Here is a 24,141-nt window from a genome sequence, read left to right on the forward strand (position 1 = left end):
ATGAAAAAAAAAACACTAAAGATAGTACTATCACTTATGGTAGGACTATTTAGTGTTTACTTGTTTTTTCCGTCTATTCGTGTGTTCTTTTTTGAACCACTACATGCATGGCAAGGAAGAGAAGGTACGTTAGGCGAGGTGTTCACTGGATCTTCTTTTGAAGAATCTTTAGAGGATCAAGAGGAGTTGGTGGTTTCTTTTCTGGAAGAAATCCAGCAAGCCTATGTTGGAGAAGTGTTTCCGATCATGTTTTTAACAAACCGCCCACTAACAAGCATCGACATCCAGCTGCCTGCAGCCACGATCATAGAAGAAACATTTTTAATGGAAGAAATAGTGATCACCCAAACCGAGGATCCCGAGCAATGGCTTCTGAACTCCGAAGTGCCGTTGACGTCGTTTAGTCTACCACTGACGATAGAATCCGTAGGTACTTATGAAATAACGGTAGCAGAGACAGTGCTTACCTTGAACGTGGAAGAAAGAAAATCCGGAGATGAGGGGGAGAGGCCCCCTATGGAAACGGACGACCACCCGATTGGCACTAACTTAGCAGCGGATCCTGTCAAATCAGATGGTTCATTTTTTGATGACATCGAGGTGGATGAAGGCAATCTTGATCTTTTGGAAGATAGGCGAAGAGAACAAGAAGTAGGCTCCTGGCTAGAATTTTTAGAAGCTGTCATGGACCCAGAGGTGAATCATATAAAGTTGATCGATAGCTTTGAATCTAGTGATAATCCGATTGAAGGTATAGCTTCAGGCGTATCAGGAAGTACAATTAATATTTCGAGTGGAGACTCTTATGTCTATATCAGCCAACCGGGAATCTCAAGAACTCTTATTATTGATGGACAAGGAAAATACCAAATTGATTTTCGTGCGGTTGCTGTTGGCTTCTTGGATAGTACGATGGTACCAGAATCTCCTTGGGATATTTCGTATCAAAATATTACCCTTTATCATGGGAATTATTACGGACCTATGAACGTTACTACTTTGGGTGTTAACAATCAAGCCATATCCACCATGCGGTACCATAATGTTGAAAACATTGGGAATCAGCTTTTGCATTCCGTTGGTACAACCGCAGTGCTTTCAGGAAAGGTTACCTCACATCAAGCACGAAGCTACCGTTCGACTTTTAATGAAAATTGGCAGATCAATGCTTGGAATCAAGCAAATTTTGAAGTCCATCGACTTTTGATCAGTCCCAATGCAGAAGTAGAATTGTCGACCATCAGTTCAGGAAATTTATTTTATCATGGTTTGAATCATCCAGAACTGGTTATTGGAGAGAATGCCAAAGTTTCCATGAAAGCAAATTTTGAAGGGACTAGAGGGGAAGCCGATGGTGTGAATGTCTATTTTGGAAATGGTGGTGGGAATCTGACTGTTGGCAAGGGAGCAGAATTAAAACTTGACACTCAGATCAACGCCTCTGCGATTTCCACACTTCATGGAAACCATACCATCGATCTCTTGGAAGACAGCAAAGTGCATATCCAATCCTTAGAGAATCGAAGCCACACGAATGGATGGAATTGGAATATTCTTTCATTTCAAGGAGGCAACACCCATATCAATCTAAAGGAACGTAGTATGTTAAAAATTGATGCGGAAAATCAACCCAACTTATCGGCACATGTTGTTGGCTTCTGGGAACCTCAAAACAGTATCACTGTTGGTAAAGATGCTATTTTAGATATTCGTTCGGACAGTCGCAATGATTCTCAAAATTTGATCTTTTTTGGAAATCTTTCGAAGTTGACGTTCAATGAGGCCCGAAAGGTCAATTTAGAACGAACGGCGCCGCTTTCTTTTAATAACGGAAGTTTGATCAACTTAAATGGAACCAATGAACTGGAAATCGAATTTCAAGGAATCAAACAATGGCAATACGGTGAGTTTGATGAGGTGCAGTCTACCCATGAGTGGATGCCTTTGATTCATATGAGTACCAACCTTACTTGGATCAATCCAACAATCAACAGTGTCGTAACTTTGGATCCAACAGTGGAACAAGGGGTACGTAGTCATTTTTCGACTCATAGCCAACGATTGCTTTTCGAGCAAGTTTCTGAAGTTGAAATAGAGTTGAATCCATTAACGGAAGATCCGACCTTATCAAATTCTCGGATCATCTCTGGAAGAGCAAATCCCAATAGCTATATTCGTTTTGAGCGGGAAGCATTTATGCCCGAACCAAATCCTTCCCTTGGTACTGTAACGGATCCAGATGGACGCAGAGAATTCTTTCACGTCCAAGCTGATGAAGAGGGAAACTTTCAGTTTGATTTATCCGAATTTCCAAACTTCCAACATTTTCGTCACGAAGAGCTAGTGACAGCCGAGGCGTTTTTGAATGGGAGATGGGGAAAGGATTCGGTGATTGTAGAGAAAATCGACATTGTGGATCCGCGGGATCCTTTTCGCCCGGATGAAACGGTCGATCCTGTGAATCCTCCTGTTTTGCCAGAAAACCAGGGATTTGTCAGCATCGACTTTATTTCTCAATTCGATTTTGGAGAAGTACCAATTCTTTCAAGTACCACTCGATATCCAGCAAAGCCGCAGGCGTTGCGGGAAGTTTATGAGGATGTGCATGAAGGGGACCGTCCCAATTATATCCAAGTATCGGATCGGAGGGTCGCTACTACTGGTTGGACACTGAGTGCTCGCTTATCTGAAGAGGGTTTTGTGGGTACGCATGATGAAAGGCAACGACTAAGAGGGGCAAGCGTTTATTTGTCAAATATCCATATGGTAACCACTGGTTCGAATGAGTCGGAGACGCCAGACTATCAAGAAGCCATTGAACTTATTGCAGGTCAAAGTAAAACCTTGGCTTCGGCTCAAGAGAATCATGGTGGAGGGACGTGGATCCAACATTATGGCTCAAGTGAAACAATGGAAAACAGTGTGGAACTGGAAGTCCCGATTGGTGCCAACCCCCAAGCAACTGCTTATCGCGGCACGATTTATTGGGAATTAAGCTTTGTTCCGAGACCTGAGTCATAAAAGTTTGAATAAGAAGGAAGCAGAAGCTGCTGGAAGTCGCCTGCAGCTTCTCTTCTTTCGAATGTGTGGGGAGGTGAAACGATGAGAAACAAGCCGTCTTTATTGATGAACAGTTTATTTTCAATGACGTGCAAGCGGCAATTGACGATTTTGCGGCAGTTGGAATGTTGCGGTCCTTTAAGTGGGCAACAGCTGGCACATGCTTGCGGCGCTTCTCGGCGGACGATTATTTCAGACATTGAGGAACTGCGCCAACTCTTTGGGGCTTCGACGATCCTCGCATCTGCCAGCAATGGTTATGAATTGATGATCCAAGAATTGGCAGAGTATCAGGAAAAAAAGCGAGCATTGTTGGCGGATGACCCGAATCTGTTGTTTCTGCATTTCTTGTGTCAGCAAGAAACGGCGATACCGGAAAAACTTGTTGCGATCACCGGATTAGGCAATCAAACCTTTTTGAAACAATGTCGTCAGCTTCAGACCTTGTTCGCTGCTTATGAACTGACCTTGAATAAAAAGCAGTGGTGCCTAGAAGGGGCAGAAGGAAACATACGGTATTTCTATAAAGCCTTTTATTTTGAAGAAGAGGAACAGCCCTACCAAATCTTTGAGCAGCTGGCTGAAACGTTGACACTGCGGTATCGTCCGTCCTTGCCGATCGATCCAGTGGTTTCGTTGCAGTGGACGAAGGTCTTTCTTTTGCGGGCGCAACAAGGTGGACGCTTGGAAGAAAATTGGGAAATGGCTGACTTTTGTCGGTTGTTTCTAGAAAAAACGGGTTTTGTCATCGAAGGCTTGGAGGTCTGCAGGTCCTTGTCGCAGCAAGAACGGTGTGTCCTATTGTTTTTGATGATGGCAGATGAAGGGGTACTTTCGTTTTTATTGAAACATCCGTGGGTCGAAGAAACGGTGCCCTTTGATCCAATCGATAGCTTGCGAGAGACGTTTCCTAAGCAAGCAGAGACATTGAGAGAAGATCGCGTATTCGTGCAAGTGACGTTAGCAGTCATGTTACTGGATCGGCTCTTCCATGTGCCACCTCCTTTGCTGCGGGATCGTCGAAAGCCAGCAGTGTCGGAGATTGGAAAGTCTAAGGCACTTTCTAGCGCTGCTTCTCACTATTTGCTGACAATAGGCGAGTCCTATCTAAAGAAGCAGCAGTTAAAAAACAACCAGCTGATGATCACCTATCATTTGTGTGGAAATGAGAAAATCAAAGGCTGGATCAAACAACGTCTGAGTGATTGGCTGGCTGCCCAAGGAGTGGATGTTGTCGTCGAGACTACGAGTGAGCTGTCGATTTTCACCGCCCGCCAGGTGGTAGTCACTGATCAACCGCTCTTTTTGCTGGAATTGGAACAGCCCATCTATCGGTTGGAACGACCGATTGAGCCAAATTCCATTGAACGTCTCGGCAAGGCGATTTTAGCCGATTTTCTTGGTCAATGTAAAGGCTCTGTTCCTAGTGAAGAGCTTCAAGCAGCGTCTGCCTCTCGCAAAAACGGTAGAGCCAACGGTAGAATCAGTCAAACGCTACGTACGACGTAAAATTATGGTAGAGGAGCAACAGGTATCATGGGTCGATTCCAAAAGCAATTGCTACTTCGTGTGTTGGGGATAAGTTGTCTGCTACTGCTGCTGTTCTATTTCTTTTCAAACTACAAAATGGCTCGTGTCAGCGGTGATTCGATGGCCCCCATTATTCAAAACAACGAGTTAGTCGTTATTCAAAAGAATCAGTTGCCGCATCGTTATGATCTCGTCGCTTTTGAGCATGAAGGGCTGCTGATCGTAAAACGAGTGATCGGGGTTCCTGGGGATTCCTATGCGCGCAGTGGCAATCGTTTGCTATTGGGTGCATCAGGGTCCTATTATGATTTTTCCTATACCTTTACACTGACGCAAGAAACGGCGAGGGAATTGCCGGTCGGAGGCATCTTGCAGCCAGGAGAGTATTTCGTCGTTGGGGATGCGATCATGCACTCGATCGATAGTCGTGAATTTGGTATGGTGACGAGCGAGGCGCTTCGTGGGGTCGTCTTGAATTTCTTTTAAGGATTCAACGAGGTCAGTCAGCGTGTCTGTTTGAAAATCGAGGCTCAATTATGGACAAAAGATGGAAAGGGGGATGTCCGTGAAGATTGTTTATGTCAGCATACTGCTGCTTTGTTTTGTGGCGATCGGGGTGCTTGCTCAACGGGGATACCTCGAAATCTTTGTTCGAAGACTTGAGCGACGAACAAAGATGACGGAGTTGGAAAAAAGAAAACTGGCTTTTTTTAAGCATAAGATTCGTAATGAACATCCGTTAGCGTTACTGATGGTGAGTGGTCTGTTTCTTATGAGTTTGCTGCTTTTGACTTTTACTCATGTTTCCATACATGCGCAAAGCCGCAGGATAGCAGAGGAAAGGGAGCAGATGAAACAGGAAATCTTACATTTACAAAAAGAACAGATTGAAGGGACGCAACGACCGTTATCGGTGTACCCGTCTGCAGGTCTCCCTTTTGAAAATCTTGCTTGGCAGACGCTGCTGATGGCGGATGATCGAGAAGCGCGTTTTCAGCTAGAAGAAGAATTTGGGACGCAAGTGACGCCTTTTTTAGGACCGACAGTCGTGCTGATCCATATTGACCAACCGCTGCAAGAAATCACCCTAACGAGTTCAAGTCATTTGAACTCTTCTGCGGACTTTCCTGCTTGGGAAGCTAATTTGCAGCGAATCATCGATGATCTATCGCAGGCGCAGGGCGTGAAACGGTGCCATTTCGTGTTGCAAGTAGCAGATACGCCCGATACGTCATTTGAACAAACGATCGTCCGCAATGCTCAGGGACAGTGGCAAGTACTCAACCGAAAAGAGCTTGTCCAAGCTTCAGACACGGGAACTTAGAATGAAACAATCAAAAGAGTTATTGACGAAAGGGAGGGATTCAAGGGATGAGTAAGAAGAAGGGACGTGGGTGGTTTTCTGCTCAGACGCTATTCGACGAAATGAACCAAGTGTCATTGAAAGAATTAAAAGGATTTGAAGAAACGTATGAGAAAGAAAACAGAACCGCTGAGACAGCTGTTGCCAATGGACCGGCGAAAGAAGCCTTCGCCGATACCGCAAAAAAGAAAGCTACTAGCAATGATCAAGAAATGATGGGTACCAGTAGTAAACCCCAAAAAGGCAAAAAACAAGGGCAACGAAGTGGACAGGCGCCGGCACCGTCTCCTTCAGTACAAGCGGAACTAGAGGAACGATTGGAGCCAGAAGGATCGCCTAAGCACTCGACGCAACCCTGGTCCTCAGAAACTGGCATGCCACATCCAGTAAGCAGTAAAGGGAAGAGAAAGCGTAAAAGCACCAAAAAGCGTAATGAAACTGTCAATGCGCCCTTGCCTAGCTATCAAGAAAAACGCTCTTTTGAAGCGTTTACCGCGGAAGCGAACGAGGAGCAGATGGAGCTGGCGCCTGTCTCACCAGCAGATATGAGCTTTGAACAAACCCATCAAGAGTTAGTGTTGGCACGAACGAGAATCACAGAACTTGAAAAGCGGCTCCATGCAGAAACCTTGCATCGCTCACAGTCGGATATCCAGCAAGTGAAAGAAAAAGCGATTTTTGAACGCTTGGATTGGGCAAGAGAAAAACAATGGTATGAAAGCAAAGCCCAAGAACAAAAACAGCTGCTGCTCCAAAAAGAAGAGGTCATCACAAATTTGGCGAACCAACTCGCTGAAAAAGAAGCACAGCTGGAGGAGCAGGATCGAGGCCCTCAGGAAGAAGAAGCCGCTGCGCTTCGCAAAGCGGTCAATGAGCTGCAAAAAGAAAACCAAGAGTTACAAAAAGAAAATCAGCAGTTTCAAGCGGAGATGCGAGAGATCTTGCTGTTTGCTAGAAAGAAAGCAGACCGGACACTTGAAGAAGCGCAGGTTGAAGCAGAACGGATGATCTACAACGCCGAAATGCGCTTGAATATCGCCCATCGTACGGCAAAAGAGATCCTTGATGAAGTGAGCGATACGAAAGAGAACATGAATACTCTCTTTGATTATTTGTATGAACAAGTCTATTCACTAGCAGACAAGCAAGTATTTGAAAAGTACCAAGAATAGGTTTGCTTCGGATCACTAGAAGCAGGCAGATAGTCCTGTGAACGTTACATAACGTTAGCGATCTTCGCTTTGGGCGGTGATCGCTTGAAACTTTTCTTTGTTTCTCAACGACATTTTGATTGGGAAATGGATTTGTTCTGTACCGGCTGCGATCGCTGATTCATAATACCAGCACTTATGGTCGATCAACGCCATCGATTGCTGCAAAGCGTCTATCTGCGCTTGCAGCGCTTTTTTTTGTTCAAGAAACATTTTATGGCGTTCTTGCAGCGAGTCATCACCAAGGCGTGTCAATTGTGCATAATCTTTGATCTCTTTAATGGTCATGCCTGTTTCCTTCAGACATTCGATCAATTCCAGCATCTCAATTTCGGTATCTGAAAATAAACGGTAGCCAGATTCTTTGCGCGCTAACGTCGGCAAAAGGCCTTCTTTGTCGTAATAGCGGATGGTTGACGTGGGGATATTTAAGGCTTTCGCAACTTGGGATATCGTATAGGTCATTTTTTTCACTCCTTAACGTTGACTTTAAAGTTAACTTTAATGTTAGTATGACAGTAAGAAAAGGAAAAAGCAATGAGGAGGAAACAGAGATGACAGAAAAAAACATGAAAGCTGCTGTATTAAAAGGACCAGAAACGATCGAGGTCAAACAAGTACCTGTGCCGAAAGTGGAAGAAGGACTGATCGAGATCCAAGTTTCAGCTTGCGGCGTCTGCGGCAGTGACGTGCATATGTGGCAAGCAGGGAAAGGTTGGGGCAAAACAGGGGAGTCCGATTTTATCATGGGTCACGAGTTTTGCGGTGTCGTGACGGATGCAGGCGATAGTTCCTTTAAAATCGGCGATCGCGTCGCTTTTTGGGCAAATCTTTATTGTGGAAAATGTGAGATGTGCCAAAAAGGGCAAGAGCATTTGTGTCGGGAAGTAAACGGCACCAATTATATCGGCTTTGTCTGCAATGGCGCCTATGCCGAACGGTTTGTCGGAAAAGCGTCCAATGCTTATAAATTGCCAGATACAGTTTCAGATACAGCAGCTAGCTTGATTGATCCCTTGATGGTTGCCTATCATGCCGTCCGTAAATCCAATATTAAGTTAAATGACAAAGTCTTGGTTTCTGGAAGTGGGATCATCGGGCAATTGATTGGCGAATTGGCAAAAAAAGCTGGGGCTTCTTATGTGGCCATGTCCAAAATCAACGATACAAAAATTGAGAAAGCCAAGGAATTGGGAATCTTTGACGATTACTTTGACGCTAAGGATCCAAACCGCGGGGAAGTATTGAAAGACGCGTCTGCTGGTGGGTTCGATTTGATTTTTGAAGCGGTCGGTTCCAGCAGTTCCTTAGCGACATGCATTGAGGCTGCTCGTCCTGGCGCAACGATCGTGGCGATCGGAAATTCCGTTGCTCCCGAAATTCCTTTTTCATTAAATCGGTTGGTCCTGCAAGAAATCAAGCTCATCGGCAGCGTTTCATGCACCCGCCAAGAGTTTGAAGAAACGATCGATTTGATTGCTAGTGGCATGATCGATCCCACAAAATATATCACGGATGAATACCCATTGGAAAAACTGCAAGAGGCGCTAGAACGCCAAACGTTAGAAGATGATCCGTTGGTCAAAGCGGTTGTGAGGTTTTAAATCCGATCCAGAGAAGAATGCCAAATGAAAATCGGGCACCGAGTATTGAACAAACATAGAATGATAGCTGATTCTGCTTAACATCTACGAGGTGTTAAGCTTTTTTATTTGAATCTGCAATAGAAAATCTGTTGCGCACAGGCAAAAGGTTGTGTGTATACATGGGTGTCAGCACTTTTCTTATTTGTCGCGTGTCGCAGTGCTATCATTTGATCCAGGAAAAGAATGGTGCTTGCCTTGCTATGGATTGAAAGAAAGCCCGCAGCAAGTTCAAAAAAGCGAAAGCGAACTTTTCTGACAATGGATGTTTCGTGCCACATCTTATGTTTTTAGAAAGAAGTTCATTTGACGTAGCGAAGAAAGGGGTTTCTGTTGTATGGTAGAATGAATAGAGCCAAGTCAGAAAAGGAAATGAGTGAAGAAATGGCATGAGGGAACTTCAGATGTCTTTTATTACAAGTCCGAGTACAAAGCGTTGGATGCAGATATTAACGATTATTGAACGAGAACAAGTTTTTAAAGTTGGGATTCTTTCTGAGCGATTGGCTATTTCTCAGCGGACATTGGTGAAAGACCTACGCTTGATCAAAGAGCATTTTGGCGAATGTATTGAATTGGTATCAGGTAATAGCGGATTTCATTTCGAAGAACGAAATCGTGTTCTCTTTAAAGAAAAAAAAGAGCAGCTATTAAATCAGGAAGTTTTATTTGAAATCATTGGGAACATTTTTTATGGAGAAGTAGTTGATCTGAATGAATTGGCTTATCGATACAATTATGCGGAAACAACATTACGAAGGTTTATTGCACGTGTGCAACCAGCCTTAAAAGAGTATGGACTTTCTCTAAGTTTCACACCGGTTACTTTGGTAGGCGATGAAGCAAGCATTCGTAAATTCTTTTTTGATTTTTACTATGTAGGTGAGCCCACCCCCTATACGATCAGACCACCAGAAGGCCTGCATCATGTAATTCTAAAGGGACTTTCTGATAAATTGGGAAAATATGAAGTAGGGACTGGCTTGACGATCTCGGCTTTTTATTCACTGCTGTATATAACGATTGTACGGGCGCAAAAGGAGCACTATGTTTCGATTCCTGACTGGGCAAAAGAGCTTGTCTATCAAGAAAATGATTTTAAATTGCTAGAGATTCTGAAAGAAGTCATTTTCAAAGAGTATGGGGTATCTTTACCCAAAGAAGAACTTGCTTGGCTTCACTACATGATTATATGTACGCGGACAATCAATCAATACGATCGAGAAAAAACTTTTCTAGCTCGATTTAATTTCTGGCCAGAAGTGAAGCCGATCGTAAAAGCGTATTTTGCTGATGCCGAATTTAAGGGCTGGGATCAGTCACTGCTAGAAGATTATCTAACCTCCTTTCTGGTGTCTAGAAAACTCAATGAAGTGATTTGTCCATCTTTGAACAAGCGACAAGCTGAAGAAGTCGCCTCAATAAAAACATACCATCGAGAGTCTTACTACAAAAATAAACCATTTTTGGAAAAGTACAAAGAAGAGTTAGCTTTTGCGACAGAATTTATGGAAGATATTGCTATCAGTTTTACAACGGTAAGTGATTTACTACGCGACTATTATCAACCGAAAAAAAATATTTTGTTTCTTATAGAAGGGGACTCAATGGTCGTTCAAATGATTCGACTACAAGCAATTCGGCTCTTTGCAAACAAGTATCAAGTCATTTTTCTTTCATTGCACGAATTAACAGAAGAACGATTAAAAGCGGACCAGAAGGTTTTGATCGTCACAAATTATCGTCCCTATATCCTGGATTATGGTTTGACGGATGATTATATCTTGTTAAGTAGCATACCAACGAAGAAAGATTGGGAGCGTGTGATTTGTCGATTGTATCCTCAAACTAAAGAGTGCCCTCTGTGAAGTGAACCAAGTGAAGCAATAGTGAATGGGAAGTTAGGTAGTATTTTTTCGGACTGTCTTCTGGGAGGAAACTTTCGATTAACTGTAAAATCCGACACAAAAATGTACCGACTAGTTTTCATAGTCGGTACATTTTTGTAGCTATTTTTCATTTTATTGGTATCAAACAACTAGCGCTGCAGTCACTAATGATACCAATCTATTTAATCTTTTTTCCCCGCATTCTTCACGCTTTCTGCCACGACTTTAGCGACATCAGGCTGAAACGCATCTGGAATGATAGTGGTTGGAGTCAAAGCTGATTCGGGGATCAAACTAGCGATCCCTTGTGCTGCTGCGATCTGCATCTCGATCGTGATGTCTCTTGCTCGAGCGTCTAATGCGCCTCGGAAGATTCCCGGAAAGGCCAAGACATTATTGATCTGGTTAGGGAAATCACTGCGACCAGTACCGACGATAAAGGCGCCAGCTGCCAGTGCTTCATCAGGGAAAATCTCTGGCGTTGGATTCGCCATAGCAAAAATCACTGGTTTTTCTGCCATCGTTTTGATCCACTCAGGGTGCAGCACACCGGGAGCTGAAACGCCTACGAAGACATCTGCTCCTTTGAGGGCATCTTCTAGTGTTCCTGTTAGATGTTGACGATTGGTGACTTTGGCAATTTCTGCGTGATGGGGCGCAAGTTCATGGTTCGTTTCTGAAATGATCCCTGCTTTGTCGACAACAGTGATGTGTCTGATGCCAGCAGCCAAAAATTTTCGGGTAATGGCAAGGCCAGCTGAACCACCGCCGTTGATCACGATTTTGACCTCTTCAAAGGATTTGTCGATCAGCTTCAGGCTATTGATCAAAGCGGCTAATACCACGATGGCAGTTCCGTGCTGGTCATCGTGGAACACGGGGATCGGTAATTCTTCAATCAAGCGTCGTTCGATCTCAAAGCAGCGAGGGGCGCTGATATCTTCTAGGTTGATCCCACCAAAGGTTGGTGCGATCGCTTTGATCGTTTGAATGATTTCTTCGGTGTCTTGCGTATCTAGGACGATCGGAATCGAATCGATTCCGGCAAAGCGCTGGAACAAGGCCGCTTTGCCTTCCATGACCGGCATAGCTGCTTTGGCACCGATATTGCCCAAACCTAACACCGCTGAGCCATCGCTGATCACGGCGACAGTATTTTTCTTGGTGGTCAAGGTGTAGGCGAGTTCTTCGTTTTCAGCAATTGCTGATGAAACAGCTGCGACTCCTGGGGTGTAGGCGATACTTAAATCTTCTTTTGAATCAATAGTGACTTTAGAAACGACGGCTAATTTGCCCCCATTTTCCTCGGCTTGTTTCATAGCTGCTTCTTTGACATTCATCGTTGACATTCTTGATTTCTCCCTTCCGATTTCAAACAATTAAAATAATAGTCGTAAAAGTGCGGTCATTGAGATAACCGTGATCGCGCCACCCAAACGTGTAGCTACTTGGGCAAATGGCATCAAATTCATGCGGTCGGCGGTACTTAAGATCGCGACATCGCCGGTTCCACCCATTCCGCTTTGACAAGCAGAAACGATGGCTGCTTCGATGGGGTACATGTTCATAAAGCGAGAAACGATAAATCCCGTGGCAATCACAGTGAAAACGACGCTAATAACGACTAAAAAGTATTGCCAGGTCAGCATACCGACGACATCTTTCAAAGGAATATAAAGCAGTCCTAATCCTGCCATGAGTGGAAATGTAAAGTTACCAGAGATGAATTTGTAAAGCTGTTTCGATCCTTTTTGTGTTTCTTTTGGTACGACATTCAAGTATTTCAAGAAAGCGGCTGCTACGATCATGAGAACAGGTCCAGGAAAACCAGTGACGTGTTCCAGCAAACCGCCGAGAATAAAGAGCGTACAAGCGGTCAGCACACCGGCACCCATCAATTTGACGTCGATCGGTGATTGATCTTCAACCAACGCATCTTTCAAATCATCCCCATCACTCATTTTGACGAGTTGGCCTTTTCCTGAAAGCTGCGGTTTTTGTTCCCCTAAGCGAGTCAACAAGCCAGTACAAACGATCGCGAAAAAGTTGCCGATGATAGTGGCTGGAATCAACTGACCGACCAATTGCTCGCTACCTAAACCAGTGATGGCACTATAGCCTAAGGAAAGTGGTAAGATTCCTTCCCCAATACCGCCGGCTAAAACAGGAGTCACAATAAAGAACAAAGTGTGTTTCCAATCTAGCCCTAACAGGACACCGACAAGGGTACCTACGCCCATCGCTAAGACCATGCCTAACATCATAGGAATGATCATTCGCATCAACCCTTGGACTAAGATTTTGCGATTCATACCTAAAATGCTGCCGCAAACCAGACAGGCGATATAGAAATAAAGGAAGTTTGCTTGCTTCATTAAGATATTAGTTGATTCCAATACGTTTTGATTGATAAGATTAAAAAAGACCAGGATTGACGGAATCAACAAAGAAAAAATAGCGGGACCACCAAAATTCTTGATGATGGGGATGTTGGCACCAATCGTTCCTAATAACCAGCCTAAACTTAGGATAACGGCGAACCCCCCCAACATATTGACAGGCAGTTGCTGTAGAAAAGCAGTGATCAAGATAATGGCAGACATTACCAGATAGACGGGCAAAGGAACGGAACCAACATAGAAAGACCACCACTTTGCTTTGGTTTGCTTTTTTTCAACAACGGGTTGTTTTGCGACGACTTGTTTCATTCAAATACCTCCTTTGGATGTTTCCAGTATAAGGAAGCGCTCACAAACAAAGAAGATTATTTAACTAATTTAATTAAATACAACTTAAAAAAAGACCTTCGGAAAAAGATTCCTATGTTAAAATGAGCGTGTAATGAACGCTTATTAGCAATTGAGGAGGAACGACTATGCGAGAGCGGCCAGTTCGGCTGTGGGTGCTGTTAGTAGGAATTTTTACCAGTACCTTATGTATCGTTCTAACATTATTTTATGTACTGATGATGATGGAACAAAAAGAGCAAATGCACCGGGATGAAGAAACGCTGCTGCTATCGATCGGTCGTCAGTTAGCATCAGAAGCGGAGGTCAAGCAAGCACTGCGGGAAAAGAAAGCCAGTCCCCAGTTGCAATCATATACCAATGAATTAGCAAAAAATTATGGGTTGGATTTTATTGTTTTGATGGATCAAGACGCTATTCGGATCACGCACCCAGACCCTGAAAAGATTGGTCAACCTTTTACAGGTGGCGATGAAACACCGGCAATTGAAGGCAAGGAGTCTCTCTCCATTGGCAACGGCACCTTAGGACAGTCCTTACGTGGGTTCGTTCCAGTGAAAGAAGATGGAGAACAACTTGGCGTCGTGGCATTAGGGATTAAAATGACTTCACTGCAATCGCTAATCTTACTATCGCAAAAAGGCTATCGGAAAGCATTGTTCATCAGTTTGCTATTAGGCGGGGGGATTGCATTATTCGTGGCATTTTATTTGAAACGACAACTGCATAATCTGGAACCGCAAGAAATCTCACGTTTGTTAGAAGAACGCAATAGTATGCTGGAAGAAACCAAGGATGTTGTTTTTGTCTTAGACTTAGCGAAGAACATCTTGCTGGCAAATCGAGCTGCCACGGCATTGCCGCTTGCTACTGCATCAGAAGATGGCTTGGTTGGCCAATCCCTGCTAACGATCTTGCCTGCTTTGCAGCACGTCGATTTTGACAAGAAGCAAGAGCGGTTAGTACAGCAAGAAGGGCAGAACTATGTCTTTTCATCGGCGCCGATCATCGTGAGAAATCAGCAGATAGGGCATATTATTTTTCTAAGAAATGCGACAGAGTCTTTATTTATTGCGGATCAGTTGGCAAATACGACAGCCTATGCGACGGCACTGCAAAGTCAAGCCCACGAATTTATGAACAAGCTGCATGTCATCTATGGTTTGGTGGATTTAGAAGCCTATGAAGAGTTGACGATCTATTTGGATGATATTTTGAAACCAGAGAAAGAATTTGCTCATCGGCTAGCGATTCTTATTAAAAACCCGTTGTTGGCAGGGTTTTTGATTGGCGAGCGGCAAAAATTTTTAGAAAAGAAATGCCAGCTGTTGTTAGAAATTTTTCCAGAGATTCCTCAAGGGGCCGTTGCACATGAAACCAAAGTCTTATTAAACCTTTATCAATATATACATCATCTTTTGCTGCAAAAGCATTTGACTCAAGAGATATTTATGAAAATCGAGTACCAAGAAAATCAGTTGCAAACGAGTTGGCAGCTAGCGGAAGAAATGTTGACACCAGCGGAACAAGTGACTTTACAACAAGTAGGCTATTTTCAGCAATTACTGCATGAAGTCAATGGGACGATTACTTTTCAGGAAGCGCAAGGTGTTTTGGAAGTGACGATCACGAATGATTATCGGAAGGAGCAGCTATGAAAGCCAATATTTTGATTGTTGAAGACGATCCGATGGTTCAATTTATTCATCGCAGCTATTTAGAACGTTTAGCGGTTTTTGAGCGAATTTTTTCGGTGGAAACAGTGGAAGAAGCGCAAGAAATGCTACAAAAAGAAACCATTGAGCTGCTCTTGCTGGATATCCATTTGAAAGATGGCAATGGCTTGGAGCTGTTGCAAACATTACGGGAACAACAACAGGCTGTGGATGTGATCATGATCACGGCTGCCGATGAAACACGATTGATCAGCCAAAGCCTACATTTGGGGATGCTGGATTATTTGATCAAGCCGTTTTCCTTCGAACGATTTGCCCAAAGTATCCAAGTATTTCAGCAACGACGCGAAAGCCTCAAACATCCGCGGATCGCTCAGCAGCAAATCGATCTGCTTCTGCAGGGAAACCAAAAAAGTCCGTGGATCGAACTAGAAAAAGGGTTGACAGAAGACACGCTTCAGTTGATCCAAGAAACGATTCGTACTATCAAACAGCCATTTACAGTCCAAGAATTGGCGCAAGCTTGCGCATTGTCCCATGTGTCGGTAAGAAAGTATGTCGCCCACTTAGAAAAGACCAAAGCCATTCGCAGTGAAAATGTGTATACAAAAATTGGGCGTCCGTATAAACAGTATTTTTTGACATATGCAGAAAAGCAGACAACGGATTGAAAAATGAGCTCTCATTATCAGCTGCGATAAATGCATTTAATAATCAAAATACGAGTATTTTTCTATTTTTGTTAAGATTTTATGATTATTATTTCAATTAAACCTATTCTTTATTAGACTGATTGATAAAGAAGGAGGAATAAAATGAATAAAAAAACACTGATTTTACCAATAATCTTAGTTACTTTAACAGGGTGTGGGGCTCAAAATGAAGACGACATAGCACAAGCAGATACGGTTGAAGTGCCAACGATCACTCTCGCTGCAATCGAAGAAGCACAAGAAGCTTGGGCTGAGAGCATCGTAGCTATTGGGGAAGCAAGTACGCAGAGTGAGGAAGCTGCAGAAGAACAAGCTAAAGAAACCCTTGATACGTTGTATGCATTTGATGAAGGAACAGTCCTTTTTAAACCGACGAAAGCTGCTGAAATTCCTTTCCGCTCAACAAAGGAAGAAGCCTTGTCTTATTTCGTTGGTGGTGATATTGAAGAAGACAGCGGGTTTGCTTTAGAGCCGTGGACAAATGTACGCTTTGACAATCACGATACGATTCTAAATGGTGATACAGCACTTTCTTCAGGAAATTATTATTTTACATCCGGTGAGACCGGAGAAGAGGTAAAGGTCGAATATACATTTGGGTATATGTTGGATGAAGACGGCAACGTTCGAATCCAGTTGCAACACTCGAGTGTTCCTTTTCGTTAAAGGAACTAGCAACAGATTTAACTATTGGTTGTATAAAAGTAATACTGTATTGAATGAATGAAACAAAACGAGACGACGAAGTACCTACTTTCATTACTTCGTCGTCTCGTTTTGTTGGAGTGATTTGAGCAGAGCAATCATTATTTTTGCGATTGGAATACTTCAATCGCCTGATGAATTGCTAACAAATCAGGAAGGGTGACTTGTGCATTGATCAATAGGACCGGTGCTTTTTCATAGGTTTCAGACAATGGAGTGGTGCTTAGACAGAGATCGTAGTCGTCGTCGACAAACTGATCACGAATATCAAGGTTGTAGAACCCTTGAAAGGGCGCTTTGATCAGTTCTCTGATGGTCAGCGAAATCGCCAGCGGCAAGTCTGTTTCCAGTTTGATCTTGATTTTCTGCTGAAAAGTAGCTGGCGGTAAAATCAGCGTCCACGCCATAGCGACATGAAGAGAAAATCCGCTTTGTTTCAGCGGCTCTTTTTGGTATAACGAAGTTTTTGTCACTAGCTTTTCGGCTTGCTTTTGCAAATCAGGAAAATGTTCTGTTAAAAACTGGGCAGTATTATAGCCGGCTAATGTATGGTCGACCGGTCCAAACAATTCGACAGTCAAAAGCCCATTCAAGAGGGTATTCACGATCCTACTTTTGCAAGGGCGGGTCAACTCGGATTTTGGTGCGAACGCGGTCATCGACCAGAGAAGTTTTTGGATGCTCGTCGTTGGTTTTTTTGGGGAAAACGCAGCGTCCAGTTGCGCATCGGCAAACGTTCGATCGAGATTCGATGCTAGCCATAGAAAACAAAAGCGGCGTTCATTCTCATCAAGAAAGAAGTGTTCCGCTAGTTCTGACGATAAATGGTTGTAGATGGCGGTCTCTTCATCAATCAGGGATTGAAACAGGGAAAGATCTTCCCCAATCAAAGGGGCTTCGATCGCTACTGCTTCTGCTGAAATCCGTTGTCCTTTGCGAAACCGCAAAATAGTGACAGCCAAAATGTATGTGGTCATTTTCAATTCGATCGGGTTAAAGGGAATCTGATTGTTTTGGTAGAAGTCTTGTGCGATGGTTTCACATTTTTTCTGGGAAAGACCAGTAAAGGGCCAATGCAGACCGGCAAATGTTCGCCAAAAGAAGACCATCATAAAGTAGCGGATACGGGCTTCGCTGCCTACGAGTCGAACCGTCCCTTTTTGCTTTTGCAGCTGAAATCCCAATGGAGCAAGCAGTTTTTGCAACGCATAGATTCGTTTACGAACGGTTGATTCGGAGAAGTAATGGTCAGCGGCGAATTGGATCAAATTGATCTCATTTTGCAGCAAAAGGGTTTCCAGTAAATAAAAAAAGGGATTCGCTTCCAGCAACTGCCGACTCAATCGCTTGTAGTCTCGCTTAGTCCCAATGAAGGATAACCCAAAGCCGTGTTTGGCAACCAAAAGCGGTGAGGGATCGTCTTGTAAGGAAAGCGAGCGTTTGCTTAAAGTGTCGAAGCTTTTTTGGATGGAGCGGCGATCCAAAGCCAACGCTTGACTGATCTCTTCAATGGGAACAAAACGTTTTTGAAGATACAAAAACCGCAACAGGTCGATATCTCTCTTGAGAGTGTGTCCAAAAAATGGATAAAACCGTTCCATAATTCAAGCTCCGTTCTAAAGGTTTCTCTATGTACTCGATTCTCTTATGATAGCACAAAAAACGTGATTTTTTTGTAAATGAAATCAGCAATTTTTTGTCTCCTTTTCGCAGCAAAACCTTCTATACTGTTTTCTGACAAAGACTCGCTTTTCTCAGCATTCATGGTCTGCTGAGGAAAGCAGTGCGGAAATAAAGGAGCGAAAGTGATGAAACACAAAAGAGGTTGGCAAAAGTATACAGGGATTTTTTTCCTGTTGTTGATGGGGGTTCTCATGGGCAGTCTGACTGTAAACAGTGAAACCACCACGTATGATTTTGACTATCAAACTGATGCGACCGGACAGTATTTGACAAATGGAACGGCGCAAGGAGATACGTACAACTACAAGTATGGACAGGCGCCGGGGGTTGCTTTTGATGAAGAGAACTATGTCAATTATGCAGATGAAGCTTATCTGAAAAAGAGTGTCAAAGAAGCTGCGGGCCAAGGACTATTTGATGTAACGTTAGCTGTCAAAGGCAATCAGACCAGTACCCCTGTTGATCTGGTCATGGTGATCGATTATTCTTCCTCCATGACTGGAGAAAAATTAACCAACGCCTTGTTGGGGCTGCAACAGTTTGGAAATGAATTAGCTGATTCGCTAGCGAATGGCTCCATTCGGATCGGGATCGTTGCCTACAATCGAGAAGTTTACACTACCAACGGTTTTTCTACCGATATCGCGTACTTGGAACAATTTCTGCGTGAGACGGCCGAATCCCATTCTGGAACTTTTATGCAAAAAGGCTTATTGGCTGGACAACAACTGTTACTGGAAGAAAGTCGTCCAGAAGCGGAAAAGCTGTTTATTCATATCGGTGACGACAGTGCCAATCGTAGTTATTTGCCAGTAGATGAGGCAGCGGTTTATCAAAATACCGGCGCAATCAGTGACTATAACGGTTATCACACGGAAAGCTATATTGAAGAATTTCAAACGTCAGCCACTGCTTACCATACGACAAGTAAAAATCCATCAGATTCGCAAGCCATTCCTGTTAGCAACACTGTGGTGACAGACGAGACCCTTGGCACGATCGTCGCGCTTAAAAAATCTGGTTTTACCTATTATTCGGTAGCAACGGCGCCTTCCGCACGAGGGGAATACATTGGGCGCAATCTGGCGTCTGCACCGAGCAATTACTTAACAACGGATGAAAACCTGAGCGGATTGGGTTCAGCATTGACAGAAATCGCCAATCATATCGATAAAACCATCCCTGACGGGACGATTACAGATCCGATGGGAGAGGGCATTCTTTTGCAAGGGGCAGGTAATTTTGATGCTGATCAGTATCAGTTAGTCGGATGGCGCAAAAATGCGCAAGGAGAGTGGGTCGAGGCGCCGGAAGTTGCAACTGGAGTAACCGTTTCTGAAAAGGATCAGACTATTACCGTCAGTGGGATAGCCTTAGGTGAAAATGAAAAATTGACCTTGACCTACCAAGTTCGCTTGAATACGGAAGCCCCAGATTTTAAAGGAGAGGCGTGGGTGTTGTGCAATGGCCGTACGACCTTAACACCAGCAAGCGATGATGAAGCGTTGGATTTTCCGATACCTTCCATCAAGGCACCCAATGTTTCCCTTGCTGTTCTCAAAAAGTGGGTCAATGTCTCAGCAGCTGAGATTCCAGACCAAATCGATTATCAAGTCAAAAGAACCACCACTACGGCAGCAGACAGTTGGCAGCAGTCAGACCGTTTGACCCTTGAAAAAGCCAATGATTTTCAAGCATCATTAACAAAGATACCCGTTGCTGGTCAAATGGCAGACTTACCAAAATACAACAATCAAGGGGAAGACTTCGTGTATCAGGTTGAAGAAGTCAATATCCCCGACGGCTTCGAAAGCAGTGTGACGACTGAGGGAGATACCCTTGTAATCACCAATACAAAAAAAGAAACCGAACCAAGTACCACGGAACCAAGTACAACCGAACCAAGTACAACGGAGCCAAGCACAACAGAACCAAGTACAACGGAACCAAGCACAACGGAGCCAAGTACCACAGAACCAAGCACAACCGAACCAAGCACAACCGAACCAAGTACAACGGAACCAAGTACGACGGAGCCGAGTACCACGGACCCAAGCACAACAGAACCGAGCACAACCGAACCAAGTACAACGGAGCCAAGTACCACAGAACCAAGCATTACCGAACCAAGTACAACGGAACCAAGTACAACGGAGCCGAGTACCACGGAACCAAGCACAACAGAACCGAGCACAACAGAACCAAGCACAACGGAACCAAGTACAACGGAGCCAAGTACCCCAGAACCAAGTACGACCGAGCCAAGTATAGCAGAACCAAGTACAACGACCACAAACCATGACGGTGCCACGCTAGTAAATCCCCATGAGAGCCAGTCTACTGAAACAAGTGCTAGTAGCGAAACCACGAAATCTTCCAGTCAAGAAAAAGCAAAGGCTCTTCCTAAAACGAATGAGCAACGAGCTGCATGGCTGGTGATTCTAGGCGCAATCATGGTAGGCGGTGTGTTTACAAGCGTACTGAAAAGGAAATAGGAGTTAGCTCTAACTTATAATTCTATAAAGTCAGCTAGACAAGTGTCTAGCTGTTTTTTTGTGCTTTAGGCAGTTGAAATCGGCGCTGTTACTAAAAAAGCTGCGGCTTATTGGTGAGTACAGCTAGCAATTTATAAAAGAGAAACAATAAACAAAAACGTGTCTGAATTATTTAAAATAACATCTAATATTTACCATTGAGAGCCCGCAGAACAAATGATTCTTTGCGGAAAGTCAATATTTTTGCACCCTCGTGTGCAAATGCTGGATAAAAAATAGGTGGTAATTTTGTTAGAATCAAACAAGAAACATTGCAACGATTCGAAGGCAGCACTAAAGGAGGGACCTACGATTTGATGGAAAATTTATAGGAAATTTGCTAAAGGAGATTACGCCCGTGAACAGTCTTACATTCCAATTGGTAACGAACTCAGTGAATCGAAGAAGCCTTATACTATTGGCGTACATGGAAAACGAACAGATTTTGAGTGTCAAACAGCTCTCAGAAAAAGCGAGTATTTCTCGGCGGACGATCTTAACGGACTTAAAAGCACTACGCACATTTTTTGGTGATGCGATCTCTCTTGAAGGGACCCATCACGGGATGAAGTTGGTAATCAATGATCATGGTGAATACTATAAAAAACGACGCTCCTTCTATGAGCGAGAACCACTTATTTTATTAGTACAAGCTTTTTATGCGGGACAAACGTTTCCTTTTTTAGCTTGGATTCGAGCCATGCATATTTCAGAATCAACGGCAAATCGACTCATAAAAAAATTACAGCTGATTCTTGATGAATACGGTTTGGTGGTAACCAAAGCACCGATTGGGCTGATGGGAGAAGAGATCAATCAGCGAAAGTTCTTCTGGGATTTTTATTGCGAAACGCACTATTTTGAGTTGCCGGTCATTGAACATCAGCTTCAAGAAACGCTTTTAAGAAGAATTGAGCAAAACGTGGGGATCGTTTCAAGAAAAAAGGTCATCAATATTATTCGTTTGTCTGTTCAGCGTGCCACTTTTGGAACCTTGATATTTGATCCTGAGATCCTAGCATTGATCCAGCAAGATCCGCTTTTTTTGACGATCAGTGAAACACTTCAAGAAAGCAGCAGTCTCCAACCCATTGCGAAAAAACGGCTCGTTCAGGAAGCGTGCTTTATTTACTTAATGCTTTATGCGCAGTGGGCGCTTCGAGGGAAAACGAGGATTCCTCTCAATACCTTTTCAAAAACGAGTAAGCGATTCGTTGAACTCTTTGTTGCTTTTTTTGAACAGCACAATACTTACCTTGACGAGCCTTGTGGAATTCAACAGGTCGTGGAAGATTTTTTAGTCCGGCAATATGCAAAAGTTGGCTTAGCACCTATCTACTTAAAAAATCCGGATAGTACGAATCAATTTGTGTTTTCTTTGCCTTTTGATCTATATGAGCCTTTGATTAGGTTTATGGAAGTGAATGAGATTCCGCAATGTTTCAAAAATCAATTTTTGAGGGACTTTTGTTGTTCCTTCGTTCTCTATCTTTTTGGCAATCAATTGATCCGGGTTTCACAAAAAATCGTGGTGTTGCTTGCCAATAATTATGTGATCGATGAATGGGTCTACAGTATTTTTGAACATCATTTTAGTGGTCGAATGGCTGTGCTCTATGAAGAACAATTAACATCGGAACAGATCAACCAGCTTGACTGTGATATTTTGATCACCAATATCATTCCATTTGATTACTCCATAGAAAAGCAACCGCAGGTATTTTTTTTGCCTAAATACATTGGGTATAAAGAAGCGATTAAAATGGTTGTCTCCATCTTAAATGAAGGATTGGAGGACTTCGTCTGTGTCTGAAGTATGTTTTTTGAAAGAGAAAAAGGGGCGAAAGGAAAATGAGGGGGAATACATGCCGCTTCATAAATTGAGGTATTTCATTGTAGCGATGTTGGTTTTAAGTTGTCTGCTAGTCGCTGATTTCGTAGAAGCCAAAGAAGTGTCCACCGCTAGAACAGAAGGGGTCATCCGTTTTGTTGGTGGTCAGGAACCTGCAAAGCCAGAGCCAAAACCGCCGACAGGAAAATGGCCAGTACCTGAAGATGATTCATCTGGTCACGCAAAAAATGATCGTTTTCCGCAAACGAACAGTCACCAACGACTGCTTATTCGCTGGATAGGTCTGCTGCTCATCCTCTTGAGTGTGGTCGCTTACTTGAAACGATGCGCACGAAGATCAGCTAACGAGAAAAATGACCTTTAGGCAATACGGTCGCACGCTTGTTTTAGGAAAAGACAGTTGTGGTTTTTGAAGAAGTGAGTGGATTAGTAAGCCAACTGGCAACCAGTTCTAGCGAAAAAAGGTTTATGCATCAATCAATAGTAATCATCGTAGATTCTTTCTGCGAATAATAATAGTAAAAGGAGTAATTTTTTATGAAACGTATTTATTTAGCAACAATCGGTGTCATGAGTATCGCTGTGTTATCTGGGGGAGTGACCGCAGCAGCAACCCCCATCCTGGAAGGAAATACCGAAAATGAAGTAGATTTCATCCCTGGTGAGGAGGAAGAGATCGATGTTGAGTTACCTGAAAAAGAGCCAGAGGTAGAAATTGATCCGATCGATCCAGAGGTAACCGGTCCGTTCACTTTGGTGCATGTGCCAAAGCGCTTCGATTTTGGAACCCAAGTGATCAGCACAGGCCCTGGAAAATCCGCAATGCTTGCGGAGCTGGAACGACTGTCTGATGGGTCAGGAACCGCACCATATGTCTCTTTTGCTCAAGTATTGGATACCCGTGGTGGACACAACGGCTGGACGTTAAATGTCGATTTGGATCAATTTACAAGTACAGATGCCACTTCGAATCATGTATTACGTGGGGCTTATATCGAATTTCAAAATCCACAGATTCGTTCGAATGCATTAGATTCGGCTACTTTCCCAACAGCACCTAGCGATCAATTTAACCATCAAACCATCGATGTTGGAACGGAAGGCAACACCTTGATGTCTGCGGCTCCTGGCCAAGGGGCGGGACTTTCAACGGTTCAATGGGGCAATCAAACCCTGCTAAATCAACAGCATGCAGCTGGGGAAGAGGATATTCTCAATGAAGCGATTTGGCTCCATATACCGACAGGAGCGAATCCGCAAGCAACCGCTTATACGGCTACTCTGACTTGGCATTTAAGTGCCACTCCTGGGAATTAAGGGATAAGTTTTTTGGAAGAACACAGCAAAGAAGCCAGTCTTTTAGCTTGGCTCAGAAGCATGAATAAAGGCACATGATTTTAACGAATCATTTTACCAGTAAGCGCGATAGCGAATGATACGCGTGTTGCGATTAGGGAAAAACGAATCAGGAAGTGAGTAAGGGATATAGGGAATAGGCAGGAGACGAGTTGTTCCTGCCTATTTTGAAAGGAATG

Annotated in this window: 18 protein-coding genes; 14 read left to right on the forward strand and 4 right to left on the reverse strand. The window is 43.6% G+C overall.

Translation table 11 applies throughout. The features are described from left to right. From IGK63_RS02915 to IGK63_RS02935, 5 genes are all read left to right on the forward strand, one after another. Entirely contained in the window at nt 1–3,021 is a 3,021-nt protein-coding gene (locus tag IGK63_RS02915) for a WxL domain-containing protein (protein ID WP_016611274.1), read from the forward strand. Between the two features lie 81 nt (nt 3,022–3,102). Beyond that, a complete protein-coding gene (locus IGK63_RS02920) occupies nt 3,103–4,569 on the forward strand; it encodes an HTH domain-containing protein (protein ID WP_051154583.1) in 1,467 nt (488 codons plus the stop codon). A gap of 27 nt (nt 4,570–4,596) precedes the next feature. After that, nucleotides 4,597–5,076 (forward strand): signal peptidase I, encoded by a 480-nt coding sequence (lepB, locus tag IGK63_RS02925; protein ID WP_016611272.1) that lies wholly within the window; start codon nt 4,597–4,599, stop codon nt 5,074–5,076. Between the two features lie 73 nt (nt 5,077–5,149). Further along, a complete protein-coding gene (locus IGK63_RS02930; protein ID WP_034871879.1) occupies nt 5,150–5,914 on the forward strand; it encodes a hypothetical protein in 765 nt (254 codons plus the stop codon). 47 nt (nt 5,915–5,961) lie between these two features. Further along, nucleotides 5,962–7,125 (forward strand): hypothetical protein, encoded by a 1,164-nt coding sequence (locus IGK63_RS02935; RefSeq protein ID WP_016611270.1) that lies wholly within the window; start codon nt 5,962–5,964, stop codon nt 7,123–7,125. Nucleotides 7,126–7,179: 54 nt separating this feature from the next. Here IGK63_RS02935 and IGK63_RS02940 read toward each other — a convergent pair whose 3' ends face one another. After that, complete coding sequence (locus IGK63_RS02940; RefSeq protein WP_008378019.1) at nt 7,180–7,629, reverse strand: MerR family transcriptional regulator; 450 nt, start codon at nt 7,627–7,629, stop codon at nt 7,180–7,182. 89 nt (nt 7,630–7,718) lie between these two features. Between IGK63_RS02940 and IGK63_RS02945 the strand changes: the two genes are divergently transcribed. Both IGK63_RS02945 and IGK63_RS02950 read left to right on the forward strand, forming a co-directional pair. Next, on the forward strand, nt 7,719–8,768 hold the full coding sequence (locus IGK63_RS02945; RefSeq protein WP_228100636.1) for a zinc-dependent alcohol dehydrogenase: 1,050 nt from the start codon (nt 7,719–7,721) through the stop codon (nt 8,766–8,768). A 428-nt stretch (nt 8,769–9,196) separates the two neighbouring features. Beyond that, nucleotides 9,197–10,675 (forward strand): helix-turn-helix domain-containing protein, encoded by a 1,479-nt coding sequence (locus IGK63_RS02950; RefSeq protein ID WP_016611268.1) that lies wholly within the window; start codon nt 9,197–9,199, stop codon nt 10,673–10,675. Between the two features lie 203 nt (nt 10,676–10,878). Here IGK63_RS02950 and IGK63_RS02955 read toward each other — a convergent pair whose 3' ends face one another. Continuing rightward, nucleotides 10,879–12,045 (reverse strand): NAD(P)-dependent malic enzyme, encoded by a 1,167-nt coding sequence (locus IGK63_RS02955; RefSeq protein ID WP_034871877.1) that lies wholly within the window; start codon nt 12,043–12,045, stop codon nt 10,879–10,881. A gap of 30 nt (nt 12,046–12,075) precedes the next feature. Next, nucleotides 12,076–13,404: a 2-hydroxycarboxylate transporter family protein gene (locus IGK63_RS02960; RefSeq protein ID WP_008378026.1), complete on the reverse strand. Its 1,329-nt coding sequence runs from the start codon at nt 13,402–13,404 to the stop codon at nt 12,076–12,078. Between the two features lie 167 nt (nt 13,405–13,571). Here IGK63_RS02960 and IGK63_RS02965 point away from each other — a divergent pair, with 167 nt between their 5' ends. From IGK63_RS02965 to IGK63_RS02975, 3 genes are all read left to right on the forward strand, one after another. Further along, a complete protein-coding gene (locus tag IGK63_RS02965) occupies nt 13,572–15,101 on the forward strand; it encodes a Spo0B domain-containing protein (protein ID WP_034871874.1) in 1,530 nt (509 codons plus the stop codon). Further along, nucleotides 15,098–15,790 carry a response regulator gene (locus tag IGK63_RS02970; protein WP_008378031.1) on the forward strand — a complete coding sequence of 231 codons (693 nt, stop codon included), beginning with the start codon at nt 15,098–15,100 and terminating at the stop codon, nt 15,788–15,790. The genes IGK63_RS02965 and IGK63_RS02970 overlap by 4 nt, the downstream gene beginning before the upstream one ends. 144 nt (nt 15,791–15,934) lie before the next feature. Continuing rightward, nucleotides 15,935–16,498, forward strand: coding sequence for a hypothetical protein (locus IGK63_RS02975; protein ID WP_008378032.1), 564 nt, complete (start codon nt 15,935–15,937; stop codon nt 16,496–16,498). 140 nt (nt 16,499–16,638) lie between these two features. Here IGK63_RS02975 and IGK63_RS02980 read toward each other — a convergent pair whose 3' ends face one another. Next, a complete protein-coding gene (locus IGK63_RS02980) occupies nt 16,639–18,138 on the reverse strand; it encodes a helix-turn-helix domain-containing protein (RefSeq protein ID WP_016611264.1) in 1,500 nt (499 codons plus the stop codon). Between the two features lie 207 nt (nt 18,139–18,345). Between IGK63_RS02980 and IGK63_RS02985 the strand changes: the two genes are divergently transcribed. From IGK63_RS02985 to IGK63_RS03000, 4 genes are all read left to right on the forward strand, one after another. Next, complete coding sequence (locus IGK63_RS02985; RefSeq protein ID WP_016611262.1) at nt 18,346–20,715, forward strand: VWA domain-containing protein; 2,370 nt, start codon at nt 18,346–18,348, stop codon at nt 20,713–20,715. Between the two features lie 397 nt (nt 20,716–21,112). Next, nucleotides 21,113–22,567, forward strand: coding sequence for a helix-turn-helix domain containing protein (locus IGK63_RS02990; RefSeq protein WP_008378039.1), 1,455 nt, complete (start codon nt 21,113–21,115; stop codon nt 22,565–22,567). Further along, nucleotides 22,560–22,970 carry a hypothetical protein gene (locus IGK63_RS02995; RefSeq protein WP_016611260.1) on the forward strand — a complete coding sequence of 137 codons (411 nt, stop codon included), beginning with the start codon at nt 22,560–22,562 and terminating at the stop codon, nt 22,968–22,970. The genes IGK63_RS02990 and IGK63_RS02995 overlap by 8 nt, the downstream gene beginning before the upstream one ends. A 173-nt stretch (nt 22,971–23,143) precedes the next feature. Next, the gene (locus tag IGK63_RS03000) at nt 23,144–23,923 is read left to right on the forward strand and encodes a WxL domain-containing protein (protein ID WP_008378042.1); all 780 of its coding nucleotides are present in this window, start codon (nt 23,144–23,146) and stop codon (nt 23,921–23,923) included. Nucleotides 23,924–24,141: the final 218 nt, after the last annotated feature.

Origin of the sequence: Enterococcus sp. AZ040 (genome assembly GCF_050499185.1) — a bacterium.
Taxonomy (GTDB): domain Bacteria; phylum Bacillota; class Bacilli; order Lactobacillales; family Enterococcaceae; genus Enterococcus_D; species Enterococcus_D entomosocium.